This window comes from Pseudomonas sp. JDS28PS106 (genome assembly GCF_036706555.1).
In the GTDB taxonomy this organism is placed as follows: Bacteria; Pseudomonadota; Gammaproteobacteria; order Pseudomonadales; family Pseudomonadaceae; genus Aquipseudomonas.
This window is the reverse complement of the sequence record NZ_JBAJGT010000001.1, coordinates 254,332-277,373: the sequence shown is the minus strand read 5'-3', so window position 1 is coordinate 277,373 and position 23,042 is coordinate 254,332. Positions and strand designations below refer to the sequence as shown.

General features: G+C 63.0%; 17 protein-coding genes and 1 pseudogene. 10 read left to right on the top strand and 8 right to left on the bottom strand.

Annotated features, from left to right (window positions below; genetic code table 11):
- Positions 1-49: 49 nt before the first annotated feature.
- Positions 50-802 carry an SDR family NAD(P)-dependent oxidoreductase gene (locus TRP66_RS01170; protein ID WP_333399482.1) on the bottom strand — a complete coding sequence of 251 codons (753 nt, stop codon included), beginning with the start codon at positions 800-802 and terminating at the stop codon, positions 50-52.
- A 122-nt stretch (positions 803-924) separates the two neighbouring features.
- On the opposite strand from TRP66_RS01170, the gene TRP66_RS01165 reads away from it, so the two are divergent.
- Positions 925-1,872, top strand: coding sequence for a LysR family transcriptional regulator (locus TRP66_RS01165; RefSeq protein ID WP_333399481.1), 948 nt, complete (start codon positions 925-927; stop codon positions 1,870-1,872).
- A gap of 402 nt (positions 1,873-2,274) precedes the next feature.
- Positions 2,275-4,749: a membrane-bound PQQ-dependent dehydrogenase, glucose/quinate/shikimate family gene (locus TRP66_RS01160; protein ID WP_333399480.1), complete on the top strand. Its 2,475-nt coding sequence runs from the start codon at positions 2,275-2,277 to the stop codon at positions 4,747-4,749.
- Between the two features lie 78 nt (positions 4,750-4,827).
- On the opposite strand, the gene TRP66_RS01155 is transcribed toward TRP66_RS01160, so the two are convergent.
- The 3 genes and pseudogenes from TRP66_RS01155 to TRP66_RS01145 all read right to left on the bottom strand — a co-directional run bounded on the left by TRP66_RS01155 (position 4,828) and on the right by TRP66_RS01145 (position 8,146).
- Complete coding sequence (locus tag TRP66_RS01155) at positions 4,828-6,114, bottom strand: MFS transporter (protein WP_333399479.1); 1,287 nt, start codon at positions 6,112-6,114, stop codon at positions 4,828-4,830.
- Positions 6,115-6,275: 161 nt separating this feature from the next.
- Positions 6,276-7,277, bottom strand: a pseudogene (locus tag TRP66_RS01150) (transketolase family protein).
- Positions 7,274-8,146, bottom strand: a complete 873-nt coding sequence (locus TRP66_RS01145; RefSeq protein WP_442965147.1) for a transketolase — start codon at positions 8,144-8,146, stop codon at positions 7,274-7,276. The pseudogene TRP66_RS01150 and the gene TRP66_RS01145 overlap by 4 nt, the downstream one beginning before the upstream one ends.
- Before the next feature lie 98 nt (positions 8,147-8,244).
- Between TRP66_RS01145 and TRP66_RS01140 the strand changes: the two genes are divergently transcribed.
- Positions 8,245-9,240: a LysR substrate-binding domain-containing protein gene (locus tag TRP66_RS01140; RefSeq protein WP_333399478.1), complete on the top strand. Its 996-nt coding sequence runs from the start codon at positions 8,245-8,247 to the stop codon at positions 9,238-9,240.
- A gap of 12 nt (positions 9,241-9,252) precedes the next feature.
- Here TRP66_RS01140 and TRP66_RS01135 read toward each other — a convergent pair whose 3' ends face one another.
- Complete coding sequence (locus TRP66_RS01135; protein WP_333399477.1) at positions 9,253-10,197, bottom strand: alpha/beta hydrolase; 945 nt, start codon at positions 10,195-10,197, stop codon at positions 9,253-9,255.
- A 156-nt stretch (positions 10,198-10,353) separates the two neighbouring features.
- Here TRP66_RS01135 and TRP66_RS01130 point away from each other — a divergent pair, with 156 nt between their 5' ends.
- The 3 genes from TRP66_RS01130 to TRP66_RS01120 all read left to right on the top strand — a co-directional run bounded on the left by TRP66_RS01130 (position 10,354) and on the right by TRP66_RS01120 (position 13,943).
- A complete protein-coding gene (locus TRP66_RS01130; protein ID WP_333399476.1) occupies positions 10,354-11,247 on the top strand; it encodes a LysR family transcriptional regulator in 894 nt (297 codons plus the stop codon).
- Between the two features lie 294 nt (positions 11,248-11,541).
- Entirely contained in the window at positions 11,542-12,852 is a 1,311-nt protein-coding gene (locus TRP66_RS01125; protein ID WP_333399475.1) for an MFS transporter, read from the top strand.
- An 86-nt stretch (positions 12,853-12,938) separates the two neighbouring features.
- Positions 12,939-13,943 carry a succinylglutamate desuccinylase/aspartoacylase domain-containing protein gene (locus TRP66_RS01120; RefSeq protein ID WP_333399474.1) on the top strand — a complete coding sequence of 335 codons (1,005 nt, stop codon included), beginning with the start codon at positions 12,939-12,941 and terminating at the stop codon, positions 13,941-13,943.
- Between the two features lie 66 nt (positions 13,944-14,009).
- On the opposite strand, the gene hmpA is transcribed toward TRP66_RS01120, so the two are convergent.
- Together hmpA and xth are read right to left on the bottom strand one after the other, a co-directional pair.
- A complete protein-coding gene (hmpA, locus tag TRP66_RS01115; protein ID WP_333399473.1) occupies positions 14,010-15,191 on the bottom strand; it encodes an NO-inducible flavohemoprotein in 1,182 nt (393 codons plus the stop codon).
- Positions 15,192-15,356: 165 nt separating this feature from the next.
- Positions 15,357-16,145 carry an exodeoxyribonuclease III gene (xth, locus tag TRP66_RS01110; protein ID WP_333399472.1) on the bottom strand — a complete coding sequence of 263 codons (789 nt, stop codon included), beginning with the start codon at positions 16,143-16,145 and terminating at the stop codon, positions 15,357-15,359.
- Positions 16,146-16,429: 284 nt separating this feature from the next.
- On the opposite strand from xth, the gene TRP66_RS01105 reads away from it, so the two are divergent.
- The gene (locus TRP66_RS01105) at positions 16,430-16,675 is read left to right on the top strand and encodes a hypothetical protein (protein WP_333399471.1); all 246 of its coding nucleotides are present in this window, start codon (positions 16,430-16,432) and stop codon (positions 16,673-16,675) included.
- A gap of 347 nt (positions 16,676-17,022) precedes the next feature.
- Positions 17,023-17,436 (top strand): NUDIX hydrolase, encoded by a 414-nt coding sequence (locus TRP66_RS01100; RefSeq protein WP_333399470.1) that lies wholly within the window; start codon positions 17,023-17,025, stop codon positions 17,434-17,436.
- A 31-nt stretch (positions 17,437-17,467) separates the two neighbouring features.
- Here the strand turns inward: TRP66_RS01100 and TRP66_RS01095 are convergent, their stop codons facing one another.
- Positions 17,468-17,725: a hypothetical protein gene (locus TRP66_RS01095; RefSeq protein ID WP_333399469.1), complete on the bottom strand. Its 258-nt coding sequence runs from the start codon at positions 17,723-17,725 to the stop codon at positions 17,468-17,470.
- A gap of 413 nt (positions 17,726-18,138) precedes the next feature.
- Here TRP66_RS01095 and TRP66_RS01090 point away from each other — a divergent pair, with 413 nt between their 5' ends.
- Both TRP66_RS01090 and TRP66_RS01085 read left to right on the top strand, forming a co-directional pair.
- Positions 18,139-19,440 (top strand): MFS transporter, encoded by a 1,302-nt coding sequence (locus TRP66_RS01090; RefSeq protein WP_333399468.1) that lies wholly within the window; start codon positions 18,139-18,141, stop codon positions 19,438-19,440.
- Positions 19,441-19,892: 452 nt separating this feature from the next.
- Complete coding sequence (locus TRP66_RS01085; RefSeq protein WP_333399467.1) at positions 19,893-22,877, top strand: autotransporter family protein; 2,985 nt, start codon at positions 19,893-19,895, stop codon at positions 22,875-22,877.
- The last annotated feature ends 165 nt before the right edge of the window (positions 22,878-23,042 follow it).

Sequence of the window (23,042 nt, the reverse complement as noted above, 5' to 3'; positions counted from 1 at the left end):
TTTTGCAAGGTCGAGAGGCAGCCGCCTGAGTTCAAGAGGGGAAAGCCATTCAGATCTGCGCTTGCCCGCCATCGACGAACAGCTCGATACCGTTCACGAAGCTGGCGTCGCTCGATGCCAGAAACAGCACGGCGCTGGCGATTTCTTCAGGCTCGCCGACCCGACCCATGGGGATCTGCGCGGCCAGGTAGTCGAGCAGGCCCTGTTGCTGGTCGCGGTCGGGACCTGCCAGGTCGACCAAGCCCGGAGTGCGTGTCGCGCCGGGGCTGATGGTGTTGACCCGTACGTTGCGATCCTTGAGATCCAGAATCCAGTTGCGAGCGAAGGAGCGCACGGCGGCCTTGGACGCGGCGTATACGCTGAAAGCAGCCGTGCCGGAGCTGGCGGCGGTGGATCCGGTCAGAATGATCGAGGCGTTATGGGCCAGCAGCGGCAGGGCCTTCTGCACGGTGAATACCACGCCTTTGACGTTGCGGTCGAAGGTGTCGTCGAAGTGCTGCTCGGTGATTTCGCCCAGCGGGAGCATCGAACCACCGCCGGCATTGGCGAACAGGACATCGATACGACCCTGTTCGGCACCGATCCGGTCGTACAGGCCATCGAGCTGATCCAGGCGGGTCGAGTCCACCCGTACGCCGGTCGCGTTGCCGACTTCCTGAACGGCGGTGTCCAGCTCGGCCTGCCGGCGGCCGGTGATGTACACGTGAGCGCCTTCCTGGGCGAAGCGCTTGGCGGTTGCCAGGCCGATGCCGGTGGTGCCGCCGGTTACCAGTGCGATCTTGCCTTGAAGTTTGCCAGTCATGATGTTTCCCCTTTGCGATGATGAGCGAGTCAGATAGAGATTCGCGGTGTGTGGAGAAAGCTTATCGACGTCTTATTGGTTTCAAAATAGAATTGCCTGAAAGTCATCGTTGCAGAAATGAAATGAGCAAATTGCCGGATTTCGAAGGGTTGGCGATGTTCGCCAAGGTGGCTGAGGAGGGGTCGTTCGCGGCGGCCGCTCGGGTGATGGGCGTTTCGGTGCCGACTGTCTCGCGGGCCGTGGCGCGGCTGGAAGAGCGTCTGGGCGGGCGTCTGATCAACCGCACTTCGCGGCAGTTGGCACTGACCGAGTTTGGCGTCGGCATGGCGGCCCAGGCCGGCGATATCTATCGGCAGGCCGAGGAAGTCGAAAGCGAAGCGCAAGAACTGTCGGTGACGCCACGCGGCCAGGTGCGGCTCGCGGTGCCGATGTCGTTCGGCCTGCGCTGGGTGGCGCCGCTGCTGCCGCAACTGATCCGCCAGTACCCGGAGCTCTCCATCGACCTTCACCTGTCGGACGCCAGCGTGGATCTGGTTGCCGAAGGCTTCGACGCGGCACTGCGGATCGCGTCGTTGCCGGACTCGTCGCTGGTCGCCCGCCGGTTGTGCGCGGTCACCCAGTTTCTGGTCGCCGCTCCCGGCTATCTGGAACGCCACGGCCGGCCCGGCCATCCGCGTGATCTGGCCGAGCGGTCCTGCCTGGCCTATGCCTATCGGGCGCGCAACCAGGTCTGGCGGTTCACCCGCGAAGACGACGGCGCGGAATACGATGTGCTGCCCAAAGGCCCGCTGCGGGTCACCAATTCCGATGCGTTGCTGCCGGTCTTGCTAGAAGGCCTGGCCATCGGCGAATTGCCGGAATTCATCGCCAGCGAGTACCTGGCCGACGGCCGTCTGGAAGTGCTCTTGCCGGATTGGCACCTGACCCGCGGCGGGCTCTACTTCGTGACGCCGTCGGCGCGCAGCCGGCCGGTGAAGATCAAGGTGCTGTCCGACTTCTTCGCCCAACACCTCAGCGAACCGCAATGGCGCTGGCCTCGTAGGAGCCAGCTTGCTGGCGATGAACGATAACGCGGTCTGTCCGAAACAACGCGTTATCCGTTTTTGCTGCCGCTTCGCGGCAGATCGCCAGCAAGCTGGCTCCTACGCGTTCGCGGCGTACCGCAAACTCCGTATTTTCCAAATCAAACGTACAAGAACCGGGTGGACGATAACCGCGCGGCCGCTGCGGCTCGCGCTTCACTGTTGCCTCGCTTGGAACCGGTGAAGCACTTTCAAGCAACTAATGAAGCCTGTTCATCAATCGGTGAAAACAAACCTTTTGTAACCCCGTCAGGGTGCGACTAAAAAGCGCAGTTCGCGTCGACGACCTCAGCTATTTCAGCTCGCGCAGCGTGGGTGGCCGTGAGGCCGACGGGTCCGTGATCGTCAGCGCGACTCTAGAAATTCATCAAAGGGAAAAATTTCACGATTATGAACACCTCCCCCCCTAACGCTACGCATCAGGGCGGCGCGCTGCGCCTGGCCTGTAGCGTTCTTTCAATATTGACGGGCTTGTTCGGCCTGGCGCTGGTGATCGGCGGCGTCTGGCTGATCGGTCTGGGCGGAAGCTGGTACTACGGCCTGGCCGGTATCGCGCTGCTGGCAACCGCCGCTCTGCTGTGGCGTCGCAAACCCGCGGCGCTGGCGCTGATCAGCCTGATCTGGCTGGCAACGCTGGTCTGGGCGCTGTGGGAAGTCGGCATGAACGCCTGGGGCCTGGTGCCCCGCCTGGTGGCAATTTCGGTGGTACTGGTCCTGGTCGCGCTGGTGTCGCCAGCGCTGGTCAACCGTCCGGCCGTCGGTGCTGCGCCTCGCAAAGCGCTGCAGCCCAAGTGGGCGGCAGGGTTCGTCGTGCTGGCCGGTGCGATCTTCGTGGTCGGCGGGCTGGTCACCCATTCCCGTCATGATTACGAAGGTGCCCCGGCACCGGTCGTGGACGGCCACGCGCTGAACGGCGATCCGGCCGGCAACCCGTCAGACTGGTCTTACTATGGCGGCGATGAAAACGCCCAGCGTTACAGCCCGCTCCAGCAGATCACGCCTGAGAACGTGAGCAAGCTGGAGCGTGCGTTCGTGTTCCACACTGGCGATCTGCCCAAGACCGGCGCGCGCTACTCGCCGGAGGGCACGCCGCTGAAAATCGGCAACGACCTGCTGATGTGCTCGGCGAAGAACATCCTGATTTCAGTGGACGCCGCCAAGGGTACCGAGAACTGGCGCTATGACCCCCAGGTTTCGGATCAGGCGATTCCGCACGCCGCCGCTTGCCGTGGCGTGGCCGTCTATACCGCGCCCCAACTGGCCGCCGACGCTCAGTGCAAGACCCGCGTAGTGGAGGCGACCCTGGATGCACGCTTGATCGCGGTGGACGCCGCCACCGGCAAACCCTGCGAAGATTTCGGCCAGAACGGCCAGGTCGATCTTTGGGACGGCATCGGCAAGAAAGTGCCGGGCTGGTACGCCGTCACCGCGCCGCCGACCATCGTGCGCGGCGTTGTGGTAACCGGCGCCCAGGTACGTGACGGTCAGGACGAAGACGCGCCGTCCGGCGTGATCCGTGGCTATGACGCAGTGACCGGCAAGATGGCCTGGGCCTGGGATCTGGGCAATCCCGACAACGTGCACGGTCCGGCGGAGGGGCAGACCTATACGCGCGGTACCCCGAACATGTGGGCGGCCGGCGTGGCTGACGAAAAGCTGGGCTACGTTTACCTGCCGCTGGGCAACTCGTCCATCGACTATTACGGTTCCAACCGCAGCGAAGCCGAGAACAAGTACGCCACGTCGCTGGTGGCGGTCGACGTGACCACCGGCAAGGACGTCTGGCACTTCCAGACCATCCGCCATGACGTCTGGGACTACGACCTGGGCAGCCAGGCGACCATGCTCGACTTCCCGGACCAGCAAGGCCGCAAGGTGCCGGCCATTCTGCTGCCGACCAAGCAGGGCGACATGTATATTCTGGACCGCGCCACCGGCCAGCCGCTGATTCCGCTCGGCGAAGCCAAGGCGCCGAAAGTGGGCTCGGTGGAGCCGGAATACCTGGCCGATTCCCAGCCGACTTCCAAGTGGCACACGCTGCGCAAGGAGCCGATCACCGAAGCCGATATGTGGGGTTTCTCGCCCATCGACCAGCTGATGTGCCGGATTCAATTCCGCAACGCCAACTACGAAGGCTATCTGACGCCGCCGTCTCTTGATCGTCCGTGGATTCAGTACCCTGGCTACAACGGGGGCTCTGACTGGGGCTCGATCGCCATCGATCCGGTACGTCGTCTGCTGATCGCCAACTACAACGACATTCCAAACCTCAACCAGCTGGTTCCGCGAGAGCGTGCCAATGAGCTGGGCCTGCGCCCGATCTACGCCCCGGCACCCGCGGCGGACATCCAGAAACCGGCCGGCAGCAAATCCGGCAAGGGCGAAGGCGGTGCTTCGATGTATCCGCAGATCAATGCGCCTTACGCGATCAGCGTCAACGCCGGCTGGCGTAACTGGGGCACCGGCGTGCCATGCTCGGCGCCGCCATACGGCAGCATCCGCGCCATCAGCATGGACACCGGCAAGACCGTCTGGGACGAGCCGCTGGGCACCGCCCGCCGTAATGGTCCGTTCGGTATTCCGTCGCACATGCCGTTCAACATCGGCCTGCCAAACAACGGCGGCACCGTGGTCACAGCAGGTGGCCTGATCTTCGTGGGTGCGGCCACCGACAATCTGTTCCGCGCCATCGACATGAAGACCGGTGAAGTCGTCTGGCAGGACGAACTGCCTGCCGGCGGTCAGTCCAACCCGATCTCCTACGAGATCAATGGCGAGCAGTACGTGCTGATTGGCGCCACCGGCCATGCGTTCATGGAAACCGGCGTCAGCGATCAGATCATCGCCTACAAGCTCAAGAAATAAGCAGCGCGCACAAAAAAAGGACTGGTCTGGACCAGTCCTTTTTTATTTCCTGCGCGGCGTCCATGCCGCCAGCCGTTTCTATCCGCTGACCACCGCGCCTTTCTCCGGCATCGCGCCAATCGGCCGACGGGTGCAGAACATCGACAGCATCGCACCTACGACCAGCAATACGCCGACCACCATGAATGCCGGCGCGAACTGGCCGGTGCCCGCCACCACGTAGCCAGTCACGATGGGCGCCAGCAGGCCGAACAGATTGCCCACCGCCGTGATGAAGCCTGCCGCCGTGCCCACGTCGTCCTCGGAGCGCACCAGATCGTTTACCAGCGACAGGTTCAGGGAAATCGCCGAGCCGCAGCTTGCCAGCGACAGGGTAATGACGAACAGGATCGCCCAAGTGTTGCTCAGCACCGGCACCAGGAAGATCACTGCCGATGCCAGCAACACGCTCGCCACCACCACACGCCGTTGACCGGAGCGCGCCAGTTCAGGACGCACCACGGTGTCGCTGATCCGGCCGATGACGATCGCCAGCACGGCGGCGCCCAGGTACGGAATCGCGGTGTAGATGCCACTACTCATGACGGTCAGACCTTTCTCGGCCTGCAAGTAGGTGGGCAGCCAGGTCAGGAAGAAGTAGGTCGCGGACACCGCGCAGCCGTGCGACAGCGCGATGGCCCACATGCTCCAGGAACGGGCCAGCCCGCGCAGGCCGAGCGAGTCAGCCGGCATCTGTTGATCTGCGTTGCCCGTGGAGCCGTCTTCGCAGATTTCGGCGCGTTCTGCTTCGCTCAACCAGGGTGTTTGCGAGGGGTGGCGATACCATTTCAGCCAGGCCGCCAGCCAGACAAAACCCAGGGCCGCAGCCACCAGAAACGCGATTCGCCAGCCGAAGGCAGTAATCAGCCAGCCGAACCCGATGGCGCCCACGGCAGGCCCGACCAGACTGCCACTGTGAAACACAGCCGTCGCCATGCCGCGTTCCTTGAGCGGCATCCATTCGCGGATGACCCGCGCGCCGGCCGGATAAGTCGTGGCTTCGCCCATGCCCATGATCAACCGGCAGGTGAGCAGCGAAACGAAACCGGTCGCCAGCGCCGTGCAGGCGGTCGCGATCGACCAGACGCCGATCCCGTAGCCGTTGACCTTGCGTGGTCCGAAGCGGCCCACCAGATAGCCCATGGGAATCAGCGCCACGAAGTACAGCCAGACGAATGACGAGAACAGATAGCCCATGGCGATGGGCGAAATCTGAAATTCCTCTTGCAGGACCTTGGATGCGACCGAGAGCGAGACCCGGTCGATATAGTTGATCAGCGTCAGCGTGAACAGGAATGCATAGATCCAGACGCGCTTCTTTTGCATGAGACCTGACCCTTTCAGCATCTCCGTCTCCCTTGTAATTATTTGAACGAACGATGAGTCATTGCAGCGCGGCGGCCGTCCGCCACCGTGCCCCGGCAGCGGGGTAGTGAAGCGCGGGTGGCGGACGCCGCCGGGCGGGGCCTGTTATCGGGCGGCCACCCTCAACCCAGCCAGCCCCTGATGTTGTCGGCCATCACCTGGGTCGAGATCCCGTACCGGTCATGCAGGGTCGGCAATGCGCCGGCATCCAGGAAACGGTCGGGAAGTGCGACGTGGCGAACCTCGGGCTGGACACGCGCCATCAGCAGAGCCATCGAAATCGCTTCGCCGAGCCCGCCGATCTGCGTATGGTTTTCCGCAATGACCACCAGACGCCCGGCGCGACGGCACTGCTCCACGATGGTGTCGACGTCCAGCGGCTTGATGGTGGGGACGTGCAACACGGCCACTTTCACCGCGTCTTCTGCCAGTTCGTCGGCGACTTCCAGGGCGCGCATGGTCATCAGGCCGGACGAAATCACCAGTACATCCGCGCCATCGCGCAGCAGCTTCGCCTTGCCCAGCTCGAACTGATAGTCGTATTCGTCGAGCACCAGCGGCACCCGGCCCCGAGGCAGGCGCATGTAGACCGGACCCTGGTGTCCGGCGATGGCGGCAACGCACTGTTCGGTTTCCAGCGCGTCGCAGGGGTCGACGATCATCAGATTGGGAATGCAGCGCATCATCGCCAGGTCTTCGGTGGCCTGGTGGCTAGGGCCGTAGCCGGTGGTCAGGCCGGGCAAGGCGGCGCAAATCTTGACGTTGAGGTTCTCCTCGGCGATGACCTGGTGAATGAAGTCGTAGGCGCGCCGGGTCGCGAACACCGCGTAGGTGGTCGCGAAGGGAATGAAGCCTTCCTTGGCCATACCGCCGGCCGCCGCCATCAGCAGCTGTTAGGCCATACCCATTTGCAGGAACCGGCCAGGATACTGGCGGGCGAAGATGTGCAGGTCGGTGTACTTGGCGAGGTCGGCGGTCATGCCGACGATGCGCGGGTCGCTCTCAGCCAGACGCGCCAGCGCGTGACCGAAGGGAGCAGGCGTGGTCCGCTGACCTTCGGCGGCAATCGAAGCCATCATGGAAGAGGTGGTCAGCTTGGGTTTCGCGGCAGTCTGGCTGGTCATTGCGAGGCTCCTTGCGAGTACTGCTCATCGAGATCGGCAATTGCCTTCTGCCATTCATCGGCCTCGACCCGAATGAAGTGGTTCTTGTCGCGGGTTTCCAGAAACGGCACACCTTTGCCCATCAAGGTGTCGCACAGAATGACCCGTGGCACGGCGTCGGGAACGGCGCGGGCCTTGTCGAACGCCTCAATGACCGCGGCAAGGTCGTTGCCGTCGACACGCTGGACATGCCAGCCGAAGGCCTCCCACTTGTCGACCAGAGGTTCGAATTGCAGGATTTCATGGGACGGGCCGTCGGCCTGCTGGCGGTTGAGATCCACCAGATTGATCAGGTTGCCCAGCTTGTGGTGGGACGCTGACAATGCCGCTTCCCAGACCGCGCCTTCGTCCAGTTCGCCGTCCGACATGGAGACGTAAACGAAGGCATCGTTGTTCTTCATGCGCAGCCCGAGCGCCTGGCCGACCGCAATCGCCAGGCCCTGACCCAGCGAGCCGCCGGAGATTTCCATGCCGGGCGTGTAGGTCGCCATCCCCGACATCGGCAGGCGGCTGTCGTCGGCGCCGTAGGTTTCCAGCTCGTGCTCGGGCAGGACGCCGGCTTCGAGCAGCGCCGCGTACAGGGCGATAGCGTAATGGCCGTGGGACAGCAGGAAGCGGTCGCGACCTTCCCACTCGGGGTTCTCTGGGCGGATGTTCATCGCATGGCACCAGGCGGTCGCCAGAACGTCGGCCCAACCCAGTGCCTGGCCGACATAGCCTTGCCCTTGTACTTCGCCCATTCGCAGCGCGAAGCGGCGAATGCGCCATGCGTGCAGGTTCATGCGCTCCAGTGTGGAAGCGTCGATCAGTTTGCCAGGGTATCCGGTCATCTTGTCCTCCGTTCGTGACCTGAGAATCCGAGGCGACCACTGCAAAAAATTCAGTAATATGGCCGCACTCATCAGCATTTGGATGTTTACGAAAAACCATGAGCCTGACAAAAGATTCCTTTGCATCGGTTGCTGAGTTCAGCTCATCAATGGACCTGTTTCGTCGCGTGCCGCTTTCGGCGCTGCGGATCTTCGAAGTAGCGGGTCGCACGTGCTCCTTCGCGCTGGCGGCCAAAGAGCTTGACCTTTCGTCGAGTGCGGTCAGCCACGCCATTCGCAAACTGGAGTCGGCCACCGACATCGTGCTGTTCACCCGCAACACCCGGACCGTCGTTTTGACCCGCGAAGGTCGTTTTCTGCTGGAGTTCGTGCAGCGCGGACTTGCGGAAATGAGCCGGGGGTTCGCCATGGTCAAGTCCGACGCCTGCGTGCCGCTGCGTCTGCACACCGCGCCTACCTTTGCCACTCAGTGGCTGCTGCCCAGGCTGCCGCGCTTCGTCAAGCAATACCCGGACATCGACCTGCGCATTTGGGCGAACACCGATTACGCCAGCTTTCAGAACGACGATTTTGATCTTGATATCGTGTACGGCGACCCGGCCCCCTCGACCCATGAGAAGACCCCCTTGTGCATCGAAGACATCACGCCGATGTGCAGCCCCGAACTGGCCGCGTCGATCACCACCTCGCAGGATCTGTACGCCCACACCCTGATCCAGAGCGACGGGCAGTCGGTGCAGTGGAAGGGCTGGTTCGCCGCCAACGATATGCTGGTCCCCGGCCAGTTCGGCCTGGCGTTCGATCGCAGCTCCATGGCGATTTCCGCCGCGGTGGACGGGCTGGGCGTCGTGGTGGAATCGACGCTGCTGGCGCAGCGGGAACTGGCGAGCGGCAAGTTGGTGGCGCCCTTGCTGCACAACAGCATCACGGTGCGCTACGTGGGACACTATCTGGTGCACCCGCGGCGCCAGCGCCAGCACGAAGCTTTTTTCACCTTCAAACAGTGGTTGCTGAGCGAACTGGCCCAGCCTGTCGAGACGCCGGATTCGTCCGGCGAATCTGCGCAGCAGGCCTGCGCCGCCACCGTGATCTGATGGCCCGGCGATCTAGCGACCGCACATCCCCAGCAGGGCGCGGAGCACGTCGGCCCTGCATTGCTCGGTGACGCGCCCTGGATGCAGGTCGAACATGTGCGGCATTCCCGGATAGACGTGCAGCTCCACCGGCACCCCCGAGCGCGACAGCTGCAGGGCGAAGGCGACGTCTTCTTCCATGAACAGATCCAGCCCGCCGGTACCGACGAAGCTCGTCGGCAAGCCCTCCAGCGTGGGTGCCAGAGCGGGGGACAACCACGCGGCGCGCTCGCCCACCGGCTCGAACCCTCCGCGCAAACACTCCCAGCAGAACCGGTTCGCTTCGCGGGACCAGCTGAAAGTGCCGGTCACCGGATTGTGGGAGGGCGCACCCGGCGTCCCGGTGCGATGATCGAGCATCGGATAGACCAGTGCCAGGCCGGCGAGGGGCGGCAATTGACAGTCCCTCGCCATGATCGCCAGCCCGGCGGCCAGCCCACCGCCAGCGCTGTGGCCCATCAGTACGATCCGTCGCCGGTCAAGGCCCAGCGCCTCGGCCTCGTGGAACATCCAGCGCAACGCCGCGAAGCAGTCTTCGACCGGAGCCGGAAACGGATGCTCGGGCGCCAGACGATAATCCACCGCGATCACCAGCGCGCCGACGCTGACGGCCAGCTCGACCAGATAATCGTCCATCATTTCCGGGGCGCCCAGCACGAAGCCGCCGCCATGCACGTAGAGGATGGCAGGCAGCGCAGCGCCCAAGTCCACGGCTGCCGGGCGATAAAGACATACCCGCAGTTCGCTTGCGCCAGGCGCTCCCGGTATCCAGCGCTGCTCGCCGCGTCCTTCGCCAGGTCGGGCATAGGTCGCAGCGATGCGCGCGCGGATGGCTGGCAGATTGTCCAGGGTCCATTCGCTGGACGCTTCGTCGCGGAACAGGGCGTATTGAGGATCGAGCAGCTCGTCAGGGGTCACGGCGCCTCCCGCCGAAATGGAATGTGCCGGTAACTTAACACGGTCGCGGCCGCTGCAAAGGGGCAGGACGCAGAAGGCGTTATCCATGACAAGCCGCTCCAGGCTGTGCGCTAATACGCAATCTCAGACGTAGAGGCCCTGGCGGGCAGGAACGGCATGCAACTGGAGTGGCTGGAAGATTTCATCGAGCTGGCGCGCACGCGCAGTCTGTCCCGCGCTGCGGAGAACCGCTGTGTGACGCATCCGGCGTTCGGACGGCGGATTCGCGCGCTGGAAGACTGGGTAGGCGCTCCCTTGATCGAGCGCAAGCAACCGCTGTCGTTGACCCCGGCGGGATTGCTGTTTCTCGAAGCGGCGAGCCAGGCCATGGAGCTGCTGCTCGCAGCCCGCGCGCAGTTCCAGACGTTCGGTCTAAACCGGGACGAGCCGTTGCGTATCGCCACCGGCCGGACCCTGGCGAGCATGTTCTTTCCCGACTGGTATCAGTCGCTCAACGAGCAGTTCGGCAATTTTTCAGTATCGCTGGTCACCGGCGGCGCCCAGGAAGCCATCGGCAAGCTAGCCTCGGGCGAGGTCGATCTGCAACTGATCTTCTCCAGCCCGCTGACCCGAATCCTGATCGATAACGAGCGTTTCGAAACCCGTGTGCTGGCGCAGGAGCAGCTCTTGCCGGTGAGCGCGCCCAACGCCGACGGCCAGCCGCTGTTCTCGATCCATCCCGACAGCGACGCGTCCAGCATTCCCTGGCTGGGCTTTTCGCCGTCGCTGTCGTTGCGTGGTGTGCTGGCTCAGCATCTCGCCCGGCTGCCTCAACGCCTGGCATTGCGGATGATCTATCAGGCCGATTCCTACGAAGCCATCCTGGAGATGGCCCGGCGCGGCAACGGTCTGGCCTGGCTACCGCGCATGGTGATCGATGGCGCCTTGCAGAGCGGCGAGCTGGTGGTCGCCGGTGGCCCGGACATGCATATCGAATTCGATATCTCCCTGCATCGCTTGCGCGCCAATCGCAGTGAAAGGGTCATGCGGATCTGGCACAGCCTGGCTTGATCATAAGTGCACCATCGAGGTGCGTAGCGAAATTCCCGCTGCGGACGATCTGCGTTGAAACACTGGGATACAAAGGCGGCGTGCCGAACCGGCTCAAGCTTGTGCCCAAACAGCAATTGTCGAACCCGGTTCCGTGCTGCACCTTGGTCCACGCCGGGCGCTGACAAAGGCGCAGATCTTCCCTCGCGCTCCGGCTGTTTTCACCCAATAACAATGACTGCCGTCCCGTCGCACGGGCTTTCGAGCCTGCGCGCACGTCACCGCCAACCGTGAACAGACCGGAAGCCGCCCCTCATGACCACCACTTCTTCAACGGTGCACGCCGCGCCGTCAACGACCCGACGAGGCCCATGGAAAGAGATCGTCGCCGCCAGCTTCGGCAACGCTCTGGAGTTCTATGACCTGCTGATCTACGGCTATTTCGCCGTGGTCATCGGCAAAATGTTCTTTCCCTCCGACAACGAGACCACGTCGCTGCTGCTCAGCGTCGGCTCGTTCGGCATTTCCTTTTTGATGCGCCCGCTGGGCGCCATTGTGCTGGGCTCCTACGCCGACCGGGCAGGGCGCAAGGCATCGCTGACCCTGTCGATCCTGATCATGCTGGTCGGCACCGCGCTGATCACCTTCGTGCCATCGTACGAACAGATTGGCCTGGCTGCGCCCATCGTGATCATCCTGGCGCGGATGCTCCAAGGCTTCTCCACCGGCGGCGAGTTCGGTGCCGCTACGGCCTTCATGGTCGAGCATGCCGATGCCAAGCGCCGCGGATTCTTCGCCAGCTGGCAGCTTTCGACCCAGGGCCTTGCCACCGTGCTGGCCGCCGGCGTCAGCGCGATCCTCAGCTATGTGCTGACCGATGCGCAGCTGAGCGAGTGGGGCTGGCGCGTGGCCTTCGGCATTGGCCTGCTGATCGGGCCGGTGGGCTTCTACATCCGCAGTCAGATCGACGAAACACCGGACTTCCAGAAGGTCGAGGCCACGCATGAGCCCAAGACGCCCCTGCGCGATGTGCTGGTCAAAGGCTACGCCAATCTGCTGCTGGCAATCGGCGTAGTGGCTGGCGCTACCGCGTTCAACTACGTGCACAAGCTGTACATGCCCACCTATGCGCTCAAGCAACTGAACATCACCGCGACGTCCTCTTACCTGGGCGCCTTCGTGACCGGCGTGACCCTGATGGTGATGGCACCGGTGTTCGGCAGTCTGTCCGACCGCTTTGGCCGCTTCCGGGTCCTGACCGTGGCCCTGGTGTTGACGGGCGTAACCTCGTACCCGATGTTCGTCTGGCTCAACCAGTTCCCCAGCGTCTCGACGCTGCTGATCGTGCAGGCCGTGGTCGGCGTGATGATTGCCGCGAGCCTGGGTCCGATCCCGGCGATGCTGGCCGACATTTTCCCGACCCGCATTCGCGGCACCGGCCTGGCGCTGAGCTACAACTTCTCGGTCACGCTGTTCGGCGGCTTTGCCCCGCTGATCGTGACCTGGATGATCGAAGCCACCGGCACCAAGCTGGCGCCGAGCTTCTACGTGGTCGCTACCTCGACGCTCAGCGTGATCGCGGTACTCATTCTCGGCCGCCGCATGCGCCACGCCAGACCGGCCTGATCCTCACCTTTCTATCGACGACCCAAGCGTTCGCCGGGCTTTCATGGAGTCCGGCCCGCGTCAGCCATTGTCAGTTGGAGACCTGTATGAAAACCCTTGAGCAAGTTCGCGCCACTCTCAAGCCCTATCCCGTGGAAGTGGAGTTCCCCGACATCCGTCGCTGGCAGCAAGGCACTGACGGTGTCGATTACGTGCACAGCTTCGACAGTGGCGTGGCCGGCCCGCACGTCATGGTCATGGCGCTGACCCACGGCAACGAAGTCAGCGGCGCCATCACCGTCGATGCGTTTCTCAAGAAGAACCTGCGCCCGGTGCGCGGACGCCTGACCCTGGCGTTCGGCAACGTCGAGGCGTACCACAGCTTCAATCCAGACGACATCGACGCGACCCGGTTTCTCGACGAAGACATGAACCGCGTCTGGCTGCCGGAAAAACTGGAAGGCGATCTGGATTCCGTCGAGCTGCGTCGCGCACGGCAATTGCGCGCCGTGGTCGACAGTGTGGATCTCCTGCTGGATATCCATTCGATGCATGAAGAAGCACCGCCGGTGATGATGTGCGGCGCGCAGGACAAGGGCCTGGCGTTCGCTGCGACTCTGGGCGCGCCGCAGACTGTGGTCGCCGATGCCGGTCATCCCAATGGCCGGCGTCTGCGCGACTATGAAGGTTTCGGCGACGCGGCCAGTCGCAAGAACGCGCTGTTGATCGAGACCGGCCAGCATTTCTCCCGGCGCAGTCGTGAAGTCGCGCTGGATACCGCGGCACGGTTTCTGGTGACCACCGGAACGGTTCGGGAACAAGACGTGGCTGAGTTCCTGACGCTGGATGTCGCGACGCCCCAGCGCTTTCTCGAAGTGACGGCCCCGGTCGTGGCGAGCAGCATGGATTTCAGCTTTGCCTCGGATTACCGAGGACTGGAAGTGATCGAAAAGGCCGGCACTGTCATCGCCATCGACGACGGCAGGGAAATTGTCACGCCCTACGACAGTTGTGTGCTGGTGCAGCCTTCGCTGCGCCACTTGGGGGTGGGGGTGACGGTGGTTCGGCTGGCGCGGATTCTGGACATTGCGCCGCAGAAGCTCGCGTTCTGATCAATCGCAGCGGTAGCGGAATCCTGCCTGAAGATTCCCGCTACCGCTGGGGTAACTACCGTGCCATCAATCCAGCGCTTCGGCTGGTCCGAAGAACTCGTAGTGAGTCTGCTCAGCTGGCACGCCCACCTCACGCAGCGCTTTCTTCATGAACGCCATGAAGGGTTTCGGGCCGAGGAAATAGGCATCAACGTCCTTGATCGCCGGTAACCACTGCTGCAAATGCGCAATGGAAGGCATGCCGCTCAAGGCATTGGCATCGCTGGCGTCGACCTCGTTGTAGACCACGTGCGCGGTAAACAGCGGGTATTGGCGTTCCCAGTCGGCGAGCAGCCCCTGGAATGCCTGAACCTGGGCATTGCGCGCGTAATGAATGAAGATCACCCGACGGTTGCCCGCCCGCAAGGCCGTCTCGGCCATGGCGATGGTCGGCGTGATGCCCACGCCACCGCTGATCAGGATCAGAGGCTTGGTTCCTTCGCCCAGCACGAACTGACCCGAAGGCGGGAACAGCTCCAGCTCGCTGCCTACCTTGACCTGGTCATGCAGATAATTGGAAGCCACGCCCTCGGGTTCGCGCTTGACGCTGATCCGCAGACCGGTGCCCGACGACGGCGCCGACAGCGAGTAGTTACGACGAATCTCCTGGCCGTCGATGTTCAGGCGCAGACCGATGTATTGACCCGGCTTGTGGGCAATGACTTGCCGACCATCCGCTGGCTCCAGATGAAACGACACAATTTCGCTGCTTTCTGCCACCTTGGCGGCCACTTTGAACATGCGCCCACCGTGCCAGCCGCCCGGTGCCGCGGCGATGCTTTCGTACACATCATGCTCGGCGTTGATCAGGATGTCCGCCAGCTGTCCATAGGCCGCGCCCCAGGCCTCGATCACTTCATCAGTGGCGATTTCCTCGCCCAGCACTTCGCGAATGGCCTGTAGCAGGCAAGCGCCGACGATGGGGTAGTGCTCCGGCAGAATCTGCAGGGCCACGTGCTTGTTGATGATCTGCGATGCCAGCGGCCCGAGGTTCTCCAGCTTGTCGATGTTCTTGGCGTACATCAGCACGCCATTGGCCAATGCGCGGGGCTGCGCGCCGCTGGCCTGGTGCGCCTGGTTGAACAGCGGGCGCACTTCCGGGTGGCTGTCGAGCATTGAGCGGTAGAAATGAGTGGTCAGTGCCTCGCCGCCGGTTTCGAGCAGAGGAACGGTGGCCTTGACGATGTCGCGATGGGCAGGGCTGAGCATGTGAACTCCAGAGCAGTGATCCGATGATCTGGCAGGAGCAAGCGCCGTGCCATATCCACAAGGCAGACAGGCCGGGCAATCCAAGCAATTGAGGTCAAAACGACAAGAGTCGAAAAGACTCGTCCGCGTTATTGATTTGTCAAAATGACTGCTCGCCCCGGCAGCTCAGTCGTGACCCGCGACCTCGATCCAGGTCGGCGCGTGATCGCTGGCGTGTTCCTCACCGCGCACCCAGGCGTCGACGCCGGCGTTGGTCAGGCGTGACGCCAGCGTCGGGTTCAGCAGCAGGTGGTCGATCCGCAGGCCGGAGTTCTTCTGCCAGTGCTGTCGAAAGTAGTCCCAGAAGGTGTAAACCTCGGCTTCGGGATACAGATGGCGGATTGAATCGGTCCAGCCCTGATCGAGCAGGTGCTGGAAGTGCTCGCGGCTTTCCGGCTGGAGCAGGGCGTCCTTGAGCCAGGAGCGCGGGTTGTAGATGTCCTTGTCGGTCGGCACGACGTTGTAGTCGCCGGCCAGCACCACCGGGTGTTCGCTGGCCTGCAGGCTTTGCGCATGGGCGATCAGTTGCTCGAACCAGCGCAGCTTGTAGTCGAACTTGGGACCCGGCTGCGGGTTGCCGTTGGGCAGGTACAGGCAGCCGACGATCACGCCATGGGCCGCGGCTTCGATGTAGCGCGACTGGGCGTCGTCCTCCGCGCCCGGCAGGCCCTTGCGGATCAGCAGCGGGTCTGCGCCACGCGCCAGGATCGCCACGCCGTTCCATGACATCTGGCCGTGATGGACCGAGCCGTACCCGGCCTCCTCGAAGCGGGCGGCCGGGAATGCGGCATCCTTGGCCTTGAGTTCCTGCAGGCAGACGATGTCCGGTTGCTCGCGGGCAAGCCAGGCGAGCACATTGGCAATGCGTGCGCCGATACCGTTCACGTTGAACGTCGCGATTTTCAGGGTATCCATTCAGCACCTCCGGCTGCGCTTGACCGGACTGCCCGGCCGTTCACCTTCCGAGGCTGGCGTGCGGCAAAGGTTCGGATTATTCGCCGCATTCAGTCCAGGTAGCGTACTCGATGTGGAAAATCCGGCGCTCAAGGAAGTCAGATGCGTCGGCAAGCCCGGTTACATGACGCATAGGGAAGATTCCACGACCGTCCGTCGTGCGGCGGACGGTTCTGACCAATCGAAACGCGCGTGGCCCGCTCTAAACAGGTGTCTTCAGCAATTGCGTCATAAAGGAGAACGCTATGCCTGTTTCCCACGACCTGTACCAGGATCTGCATTACCCACGCGAAATCGTACAGCAGCGCCGCCAGCATGATCCGGAGCTGGATCGCCTGCTGGATGCTTACATGGACATTGACAATCAGGTGCTGGCCGCCGAGTCCATCTCTGCGGGCAATATCGATGACGACGGGGTCCGGCTGCTCAAGGAGCGGCGTCTGGCGACCAAGTTGATGATCGAGCGTCAGCTGGAGAAGAAGCGGGCCTGACCACACTGAACACGCGCTGGGAGGGGTGCCGGCTACACGACGGCCCTTTCAGCGGCGTGTCAGGACGCTGGTTGCTACGCGTTCGCTGGTCCGAGAATTTTCCTGCGGGATATTCAGCTTTTGCTGACATTCTTTCTCCGTGGTGGGCTCATAATTCGCGTTCTCGGGCCGATATGTTTCGATAGTTGTCGGGTCCGACAGAAAACGGCTGAACTTGTTCTTTGGCCCGATGGTCATCATATCGACATTATCAGCGCGCACCCTGATCGGAAGCACAGTGGTGAACAGGCTTTAGAGATTACCGAACGGCAGGCGGATCAGAAATGGCAGCGACTGGAGCGATGAGCTTGAAGCACACGGACGTGAAGAGACGGGCAACGGTGATTTGCCGTCAGGACCGTGAAATTCTGTTCGTGCGCAAGCGCAACGCCAAGTGGAATCTGCCGGGCGGGCGCGTTGAGACGGGTGAAACGCCGTTGCAGGCGGCCATCCGCGAGATGGCCGAGGAAACCGGCATGATGTTCGACGAGCTGTTCTACGTCGCCCGCTACGAAGAAGACAAGGTGATTCACTTCCTGTTCGAAGCCCGGGGCGTCCGGGATCAGAAACCGCGCCCGTGCAACGAAATCGATGACTGCCGGTGGTTCAAGCCCAAGGATCTGGAGAAACGCAAGGTGCGGCGTCCGATCAAGACGCTGCTGAGGGAATGCGTTATCAACGATCCTCACCTGAGCACTCGTCGTGCAGTCGCGGGCTGCTGACCGACCCGCATCCTGCTCTTATTCGCCCGACCTACACGGCTTGCAGTTCGCCTTCCGCGATACGTTCGATGTACTGTGTCTTGAGTGCCTCTGCCAATGGGCCGAGTACGGGATTGCACCGTAAACCGGCGAACCGGCTATCGATAGCAATGGTGATACGCTCGATTGCGCGCTTGACGCTACTAGGTTCGTCAGGATCGCAGGTGATCTGCGCAAGCTCGGCATCCAGTGTCTCGAGGACGGTTTCTGCCTGTTGCAGCTGATTGCGCAGTGTGTCGAGTGAGGCCACTACTTTCGACTCCATGTCTTAAAAAGTCGATTCTCGCACAGCATGGCCTGTCGCTCGAGACGTTAATCGTAGGCTCATTGTTACCAGCATGTCGCACGACTGAAAAAAATTTCTCCGATCCCGCTGCCATCACTTCTCCTCGCCCTGTCATGTGGCTAATATTGCGCGCCTTGCCGTGGCCCGCCCCGGGCGCTGCAGGAATGACGCAGCGTGCCCTGTGAAAAGCCCGCAACTCGCCCGCCACGTTCGTGGCACCGAGCGAAGCTGAACCAGACATTCCCGTTCATGACACCTTCCCCCGTGCCCTGGAGAGACGCCTTCGCGTCGCGGCTCCCGTGCGCGGCGAGATGCGTCGTCAATGTCCCGCAGCGGCCCCGTCATCGTTCATGGATCACTGAAGTCTTGAGGTAGTTATGTCTGTGCAACTGCTGGCGATGGCGCTGGCACCTTTACTCGGGCTGTTCATCATCAGCATCGGCAACGGGATGCTGTCGTCCCTGACCACGCTGCGCCTGGATTCTGTGGGCGAGTCGGCGACCATGGTGGGTATCGTCTCGTCTGCGTATTTCATCGGCCTTACTCTGGGCTCGATCTTCAACGACCGCCTGATCGTGCGTATCGGGCACATTCGCGCCTACAGCTGTTTCGCGGCGCTCATCGCGACCAGCATCCTGTTTCAGGGTCTGTCGGCCGACCCCTGGACCTGGTTTGCCCTGCGCCTGATCAACGGCTGGGCCATGGTCGGCGTGTTTCTGGTGGTGGAGAGCTGGCTGCTGATGGCCGCCGACCCCAAGATCCGCGGTCGCTTGCTCGCGCTGTACATGATTGCGCTCTATGGCGCGGGCCTGATCGGACAGGCCAACCTTGGCGTGATCGCCGACGCCGGAGACACGGTGCCGTTCATGATTGCAGCCATCCTGGCCTCGTTGTCTTTGCTGCCGATCGTGATGATTCCCCGGGTGACTCCGCTGGTGGAAAAGGCCGAACCGCTGATGCCAATGGAACTGCTGCGGGTCGCGCCGACCGGGGTCATCGGCTGCTTCGGCTCGGGCATCACCATCGCTGCCGTCTACACCTTGCTGCCGTTGTACTTGCAACGCATCGGGCTGGATGTCACCGAAGTCGGGCATATGATGGCAGCGGTGATCGCCGGTGCCATGTTGTTGCAATATCCGGTCGGACGCTGGTCGGACCATACCGACCGGCAGACCGTCCTGATCGTGCTGGGCGTGGCGTGCGCCGTGCTGTCGGTGGTGATCGTGATGCTGCCGTCAACCTCGCTTTGGCTGCCGGTCGCGCTGTTCCTGCTGGGCGGCGGCGTGTTTGCGGTCTATCCGGTTGCGGTCAGCCACTCAGCGGACCGCGCGCCAACCGGCGCCATCGTGCGCATGATCCAGGGTCTGTTGCTGATCAACTCGCTGGGTTCGGCTGTCAGTCCAATGGCGATTTCGCCGTTGATGACCCAGCTTGGGGAAGCGGGGCTGTTCTGGGCCATGGCAGGGCTGAACGTGGCGCTGGTAGCGCTTTTCGTCTGGCGCCGCGGCCAGCGTCCCGCGCCCGCCACCGCCGCGCCGTTCACCGCAGCCGCGCAGATGTCGCCGGTTGGCGTCGAATTACGGGTGACCGAAGATTTGGCCCAGGCAGTGATCGACCATGAGCGCGAAGCGGAAGCGGAGCCGGTCCAAGACGTCGAGCCGGACCGCCAGCGCGCCTGACCCGGCGGCGTAGCGGCGGCAACCGGAACGACGCGGTGTTTTTAGAACAACCGCGTCATCGTTTATCGCCAGCAAGCTGGCTCCTACCTGCGGTACCACGGGCCTGTAGGAGCGGATTCATCCGCGCTCTGCCGCATAGCGGCAGCAATCCGAACGACGTGGTGTTTCAGAAGACCCGCGTCATCGTCCATCGCCAGCAAGCTGGCTCCCACACGCGGTATCCCACCGGCCCGTAGGAGTGAGCTTGCTAGCGATCTGCCGCGCAGCGGCAGCAATCCGAATGACGCAGTTTTTCAGAAGAAACGCGTCATCGCTCATCGTCGGATTACCGCCCACAGCGAGCTGGCTCCTACATATTTCTTCGTTGCTGCGCAATGTTAGGCAAATCAACGAAACCGTAATATCCCTTCGCCATATTGAGCGACCTCGAACAGTCACCTCATGGTCGCCCTATGTCATTCCCGCCTCATCGTCTGGCCTTGTGCGTGGCGCTCGCCAGCGCAGCGCTCGTTCCCGCTGCCTCTGCCAAAGACTATCTGATCGATAGCGCTACGAGTGAAACCCTCGAACTCAAGAAATCGGACACCCTGCGGGTCTCTTCCAGCGGCAGCATTCTGGCCAGCGACGACGATGGGGTGATCCTGCCCAAGCACACCAGTGGCGCAACACTCACCGTGGACAACGCGGGGAGCATCCGCTCCACCGACGGACGCGGTGTCGACAGCAAGGACGACGGCGAGGACGAGAGCCACTACGTCATCACCAACCGCGCGGGTGCGCTCATTCAGGGCACCAACGATGGTTTGCGCATCCAGACCAATCCGGCTGCCGGTGGCACCCTGAACATCGTCAACGCAGGCACTATCGAGTCCAGTGTCGAAGGCCAGGCCATCGATCTGGAGTCGCTGAACAACCCGGCTTTCACCACGACGCTGGTCAACGAGGCGACCGGGGTGATTCATGCGGTGGGCAACGACGCGATCAAGACCGGCTCCAACGCGACGGTGATCAACTACGGGCTGATCTATACCGATACCGCGCCGCAGGATGCAGACGGCCTCGACCAGAAACAGGACGGCATCAAGATCGACGAGCCCACCGGCGTGACCGTCTACAACTACGGAACGGTCAGCGCAGATCGCCATGGCATCGACCTTAAGACCGACGCCACCCTCTACAACTACGCCGGCGGCAGCATCACCGGGCGCAATGGCTCGGGATTCGGTTCCGACGGCGGTGGCACCGTGTACAACTACGGGACCATCACCGGCGCGATTGCCGACGGCAAGATCAATGGCGACGGGGACGGCGTAGACATTGACCTTGAGGGTTACGTCTATAACGAGGGCACTATCCAGGGGCTTGGCGGCAAGGGTGTCGACAGTGGCGGGCGGCCCAACGGCAGCGAAGGCATCGCCATTGGCGGTGGCACCATCATCAACACCGCCAACGGCGTGATTCGCAGCGTCGACAACGGCATCCTGGTGGATGACGGTGCCGAGGGATCAGGTGTGGCGGCGACCATCATCGCCAACGCCGGGCTGATCCAGGGCGAGAGCGGGTTTGGCATCAAGCTGATCGGCGACTATGCCGACACTGTGATCAACAGCGGCACCATCGCAGGTGGCAATGGCCTGGCATTGAGTATGGGCGGGGGCGACGACAACCTGACCGTGCGGACCGGAGGGCTCTTCGAAGGACGGGTCGACGCTGGCGAGGGCTTCGACACACTGAGCTTGGACGGCACCGGCAGCTTCGGCAACAGCGCCAACTTCGAAAGATTGCTGGTTTCCGGAGGATGCTGGACTTTGAGCAGCGTCGATGATTTCAGTCAGGGCGGTGAAATCTTCAGCGGCGCGACTCTGATCAACCATGGCAGCATTCTCGGCAGCATGCTGGTCAATCCCGGCGCGACATACGCCGGAGGCGGCTCGGTGGGAGGGCTGACCGTCAACGGCACCCTGTTGACCAACACCGGCCTGGGCGTCGCCACGGTGGACGGCGATCTGACGTTCGGCCAAGGTTCCACGCTGGTCTACGGCGTCAATGCCGACGGCACCAGTGCACCCATCGCGGTCAACGGCACGGCGAGCCTGAGTGGCGCCACCCTGCGGATCCAACCCTCGGCAGGCGAATACCCGTGGCAGAGCCAGTACAGCGTTCTGACGGCAGGTGCGGTCAAGGGCACCTTCGATCAGGTCACCAGCGATTACGCCTTTCTCACCCCGACGCTCACCTACAGCAGCACTTCGGTCGACCTGAGCTACAGCCGCAACGACATAGCTTTCGCCCGTTACGCCCAGAGCGACAACGGTGCGGCCGCGGCGCGCAGCCTCGATACATTGGGCAGCGGCAGCCGGCTGTACAACGCGGTACTGGGCACCAGCAATGCGACAGCGGGTCAGTCTATCGAACGCCTGGCGGGCAGCGGCACGGCCAACCTGGCGGCCGCGACCCTCAACGGCAGCGCTCAGGTCGGCGCCACGATGCTCGGGGCCATGCAGTCGATGGGCAGCAACGCCGGACTGCTGGTGGGCATGAGCGATAAGGACACTCCGGCGCTCGCCGCCACCGGGGTTCCGCCCAGCGCGCGCAATCTCAACGACCCGAATGCCCTCGGCAGAGTCTGGGTCCAGGCGCTGGGCAGCTACGGCAAAGTCGACGGCAGCCATGGCACCAGCGCCATGGAACAACGCACCGGGGGCGCGGTGCTTGGCCTGGACTGGCAGGTGAACGTGGATTGGCGCTTCGGCGTGCTCGGCGGCTATTCGCGCACGCGGCTGGACGCGAGCGAAATGGACGGCGACGTGGGCAGCTGGCACGCCGGTCTCTACGCCCTGCGCCAGAGCGGCCCTCTGGCCTTGCGCCTGGGTGCGGCCTACAGCCGTCATGATGGCGACAACAAGCGTCACGTGAGTTTCGAGAGCTTCGACGAGCGAATCAAAGGTGACTACGACGCCGACAGCCAACAGGCGTTCGTGGAACTGGGCTATGCCGTGGGGAGCGGTCGCCTCAATGCCGAACCCTTTGCCAGCCTGGGCTACCAGCGCTACCACCGCGACGGATACCGTGAAAAAGGCGGTGACGCAGCCTTGTCCGTCGACAATGACACTCAAGACAATTTCTCCAGCACGCTCGGCATGCGTTTCGCGCATCTGGGTCAGCTGGACAACGGCATGAGCCTTACTCCACGCGCAAGCCTGGGCTGGCGCCACACCTATGGCACGCTCGATACTCGCACGCGCCAGGCGTTTCTGGCAGGCGGCGATGCCTTCAGCGTTGAAGGCAGTGCGCTGGATCGCGACAGCCTGCTGGTTGAAGCCGGCCTTGAACTGGGCGTCAGCGCTCGTCAGTCGGTCGGTCTGGGCTACAACGCGGAATTGGGCAGTAACAGCCGAAACCATGCGATCGTGGGGCAGTGGCAGATGAAGTTTTAAAAGACGTAAACGGATGACCATCCATGACGGGTAGGAGCGGATTCATCCGCGATCTGCCGCGCAGCGGCAGCCAGACCGGACGACGCCGAGTGTCAGAAGGGCCGTGGAATTGTTCATCGCCAGCAAGCTGGCTCCCACCGCGCCTGCTTGCTGGCGATTATTCGA

Bases quoted from the DNA above. Each gene is read 5' to 3' on its own strand.
- TRP66_RS01170 (WP_333399482.1), bottom strand. From the start codon at position 802: ATGACTGGCAAACTTCAAGGCAAGATCGCACTGGTAACCGGCGGCACC.
- TRP66_RS01165 (WP_333399481.1), top strand. From the start codon at position 925: ATGAGCAAATTGCCGGATTTCGAAGGGTTGGCGATGTTCGCCAAGGTG.
- TRP66_RS01160 (WP_333399480.1), top strand. From the start codon at position 2,275: ATGAACACCTCCCCCCCTAACGCTACGCATCAGGGCGGCGCGCTGCGC.
- TRP66_RS01155 (WP_333399479.1), bottom strand. From the start codon at position 6,114: ATGCAAAAGAAGCGCGTCTGGATCTATGCATTCCTGTTCACGCTGACG.
- TRP66_RS01145 (WP_442965147.1), bottom strand. From the start codon at position 8,146: ATGACCGGATACCCTGGCAAACTGATCGACGCTTCCACACTGGAGCGC.
- TRP66_RS01140 (WP_333399478.1), top strand. From the start codon at position 8,245: ATGAGCCTGACAAAAGATTCCTTTGCATCGGTTGCTGAGTTCAGCTCA.
- TRP66_RS01130 (WP_333399476.1), top strand. From the start codon at position 10,354: ATGCAACTGGAGTGGCTGGAAGATTTCATCGAGCTGGCGCGCACGCGC.
- TRP66_RS01125 (WP_333399475.1), top strand. From the start codon at position 11,542: ATGACCACCACTTCTTCAACGGTGCACGCCGCGCCGTCAACGACCCGA.
- TRP66_RS01120 (WP_333399474.1), top strand. From the start codon at position 12,939: ATGAAAACCCTTGAGCAAGTTCGCGCCACTCTCAAGCCCTATCCCGTG.
- hmpA (WP_333399473.1), bottom strand. From the start codon at position 15,191: ATGCTCAGCCCTGCCCATCGCGACATCGTCAAGGCCACCGTTCCTCTG.
- xth (WP_333399472.1), bottom strand. From the start codon at position 16,145: ATGGATACCCTGAAAATCGCGACGTTCAACGTGAACGGTATCGGCGCA.
- TRP66_RS01105 (WP_333399471.1), top strand. From the start codon at position 16,430: ATGCCTGTTTCCCACGACCTGTACCAGGATCTGCATTACCCACGCGAA.
- TRP66_RS01090 (WP_333399468.1), top strand. From the start codon at position 18,139: ATGTCTGTGCAACTGCTGGCGATGGCGCTGGCACCTTTACTCGGGCTG.
- TRP66_RS01085 (WP_333399467.1), top strand. From the start codon at position 19,893: ATGTCATTCCCGCCTCATCGTCTGGCCTTGTGCGTGGCGCTCGCCAGC.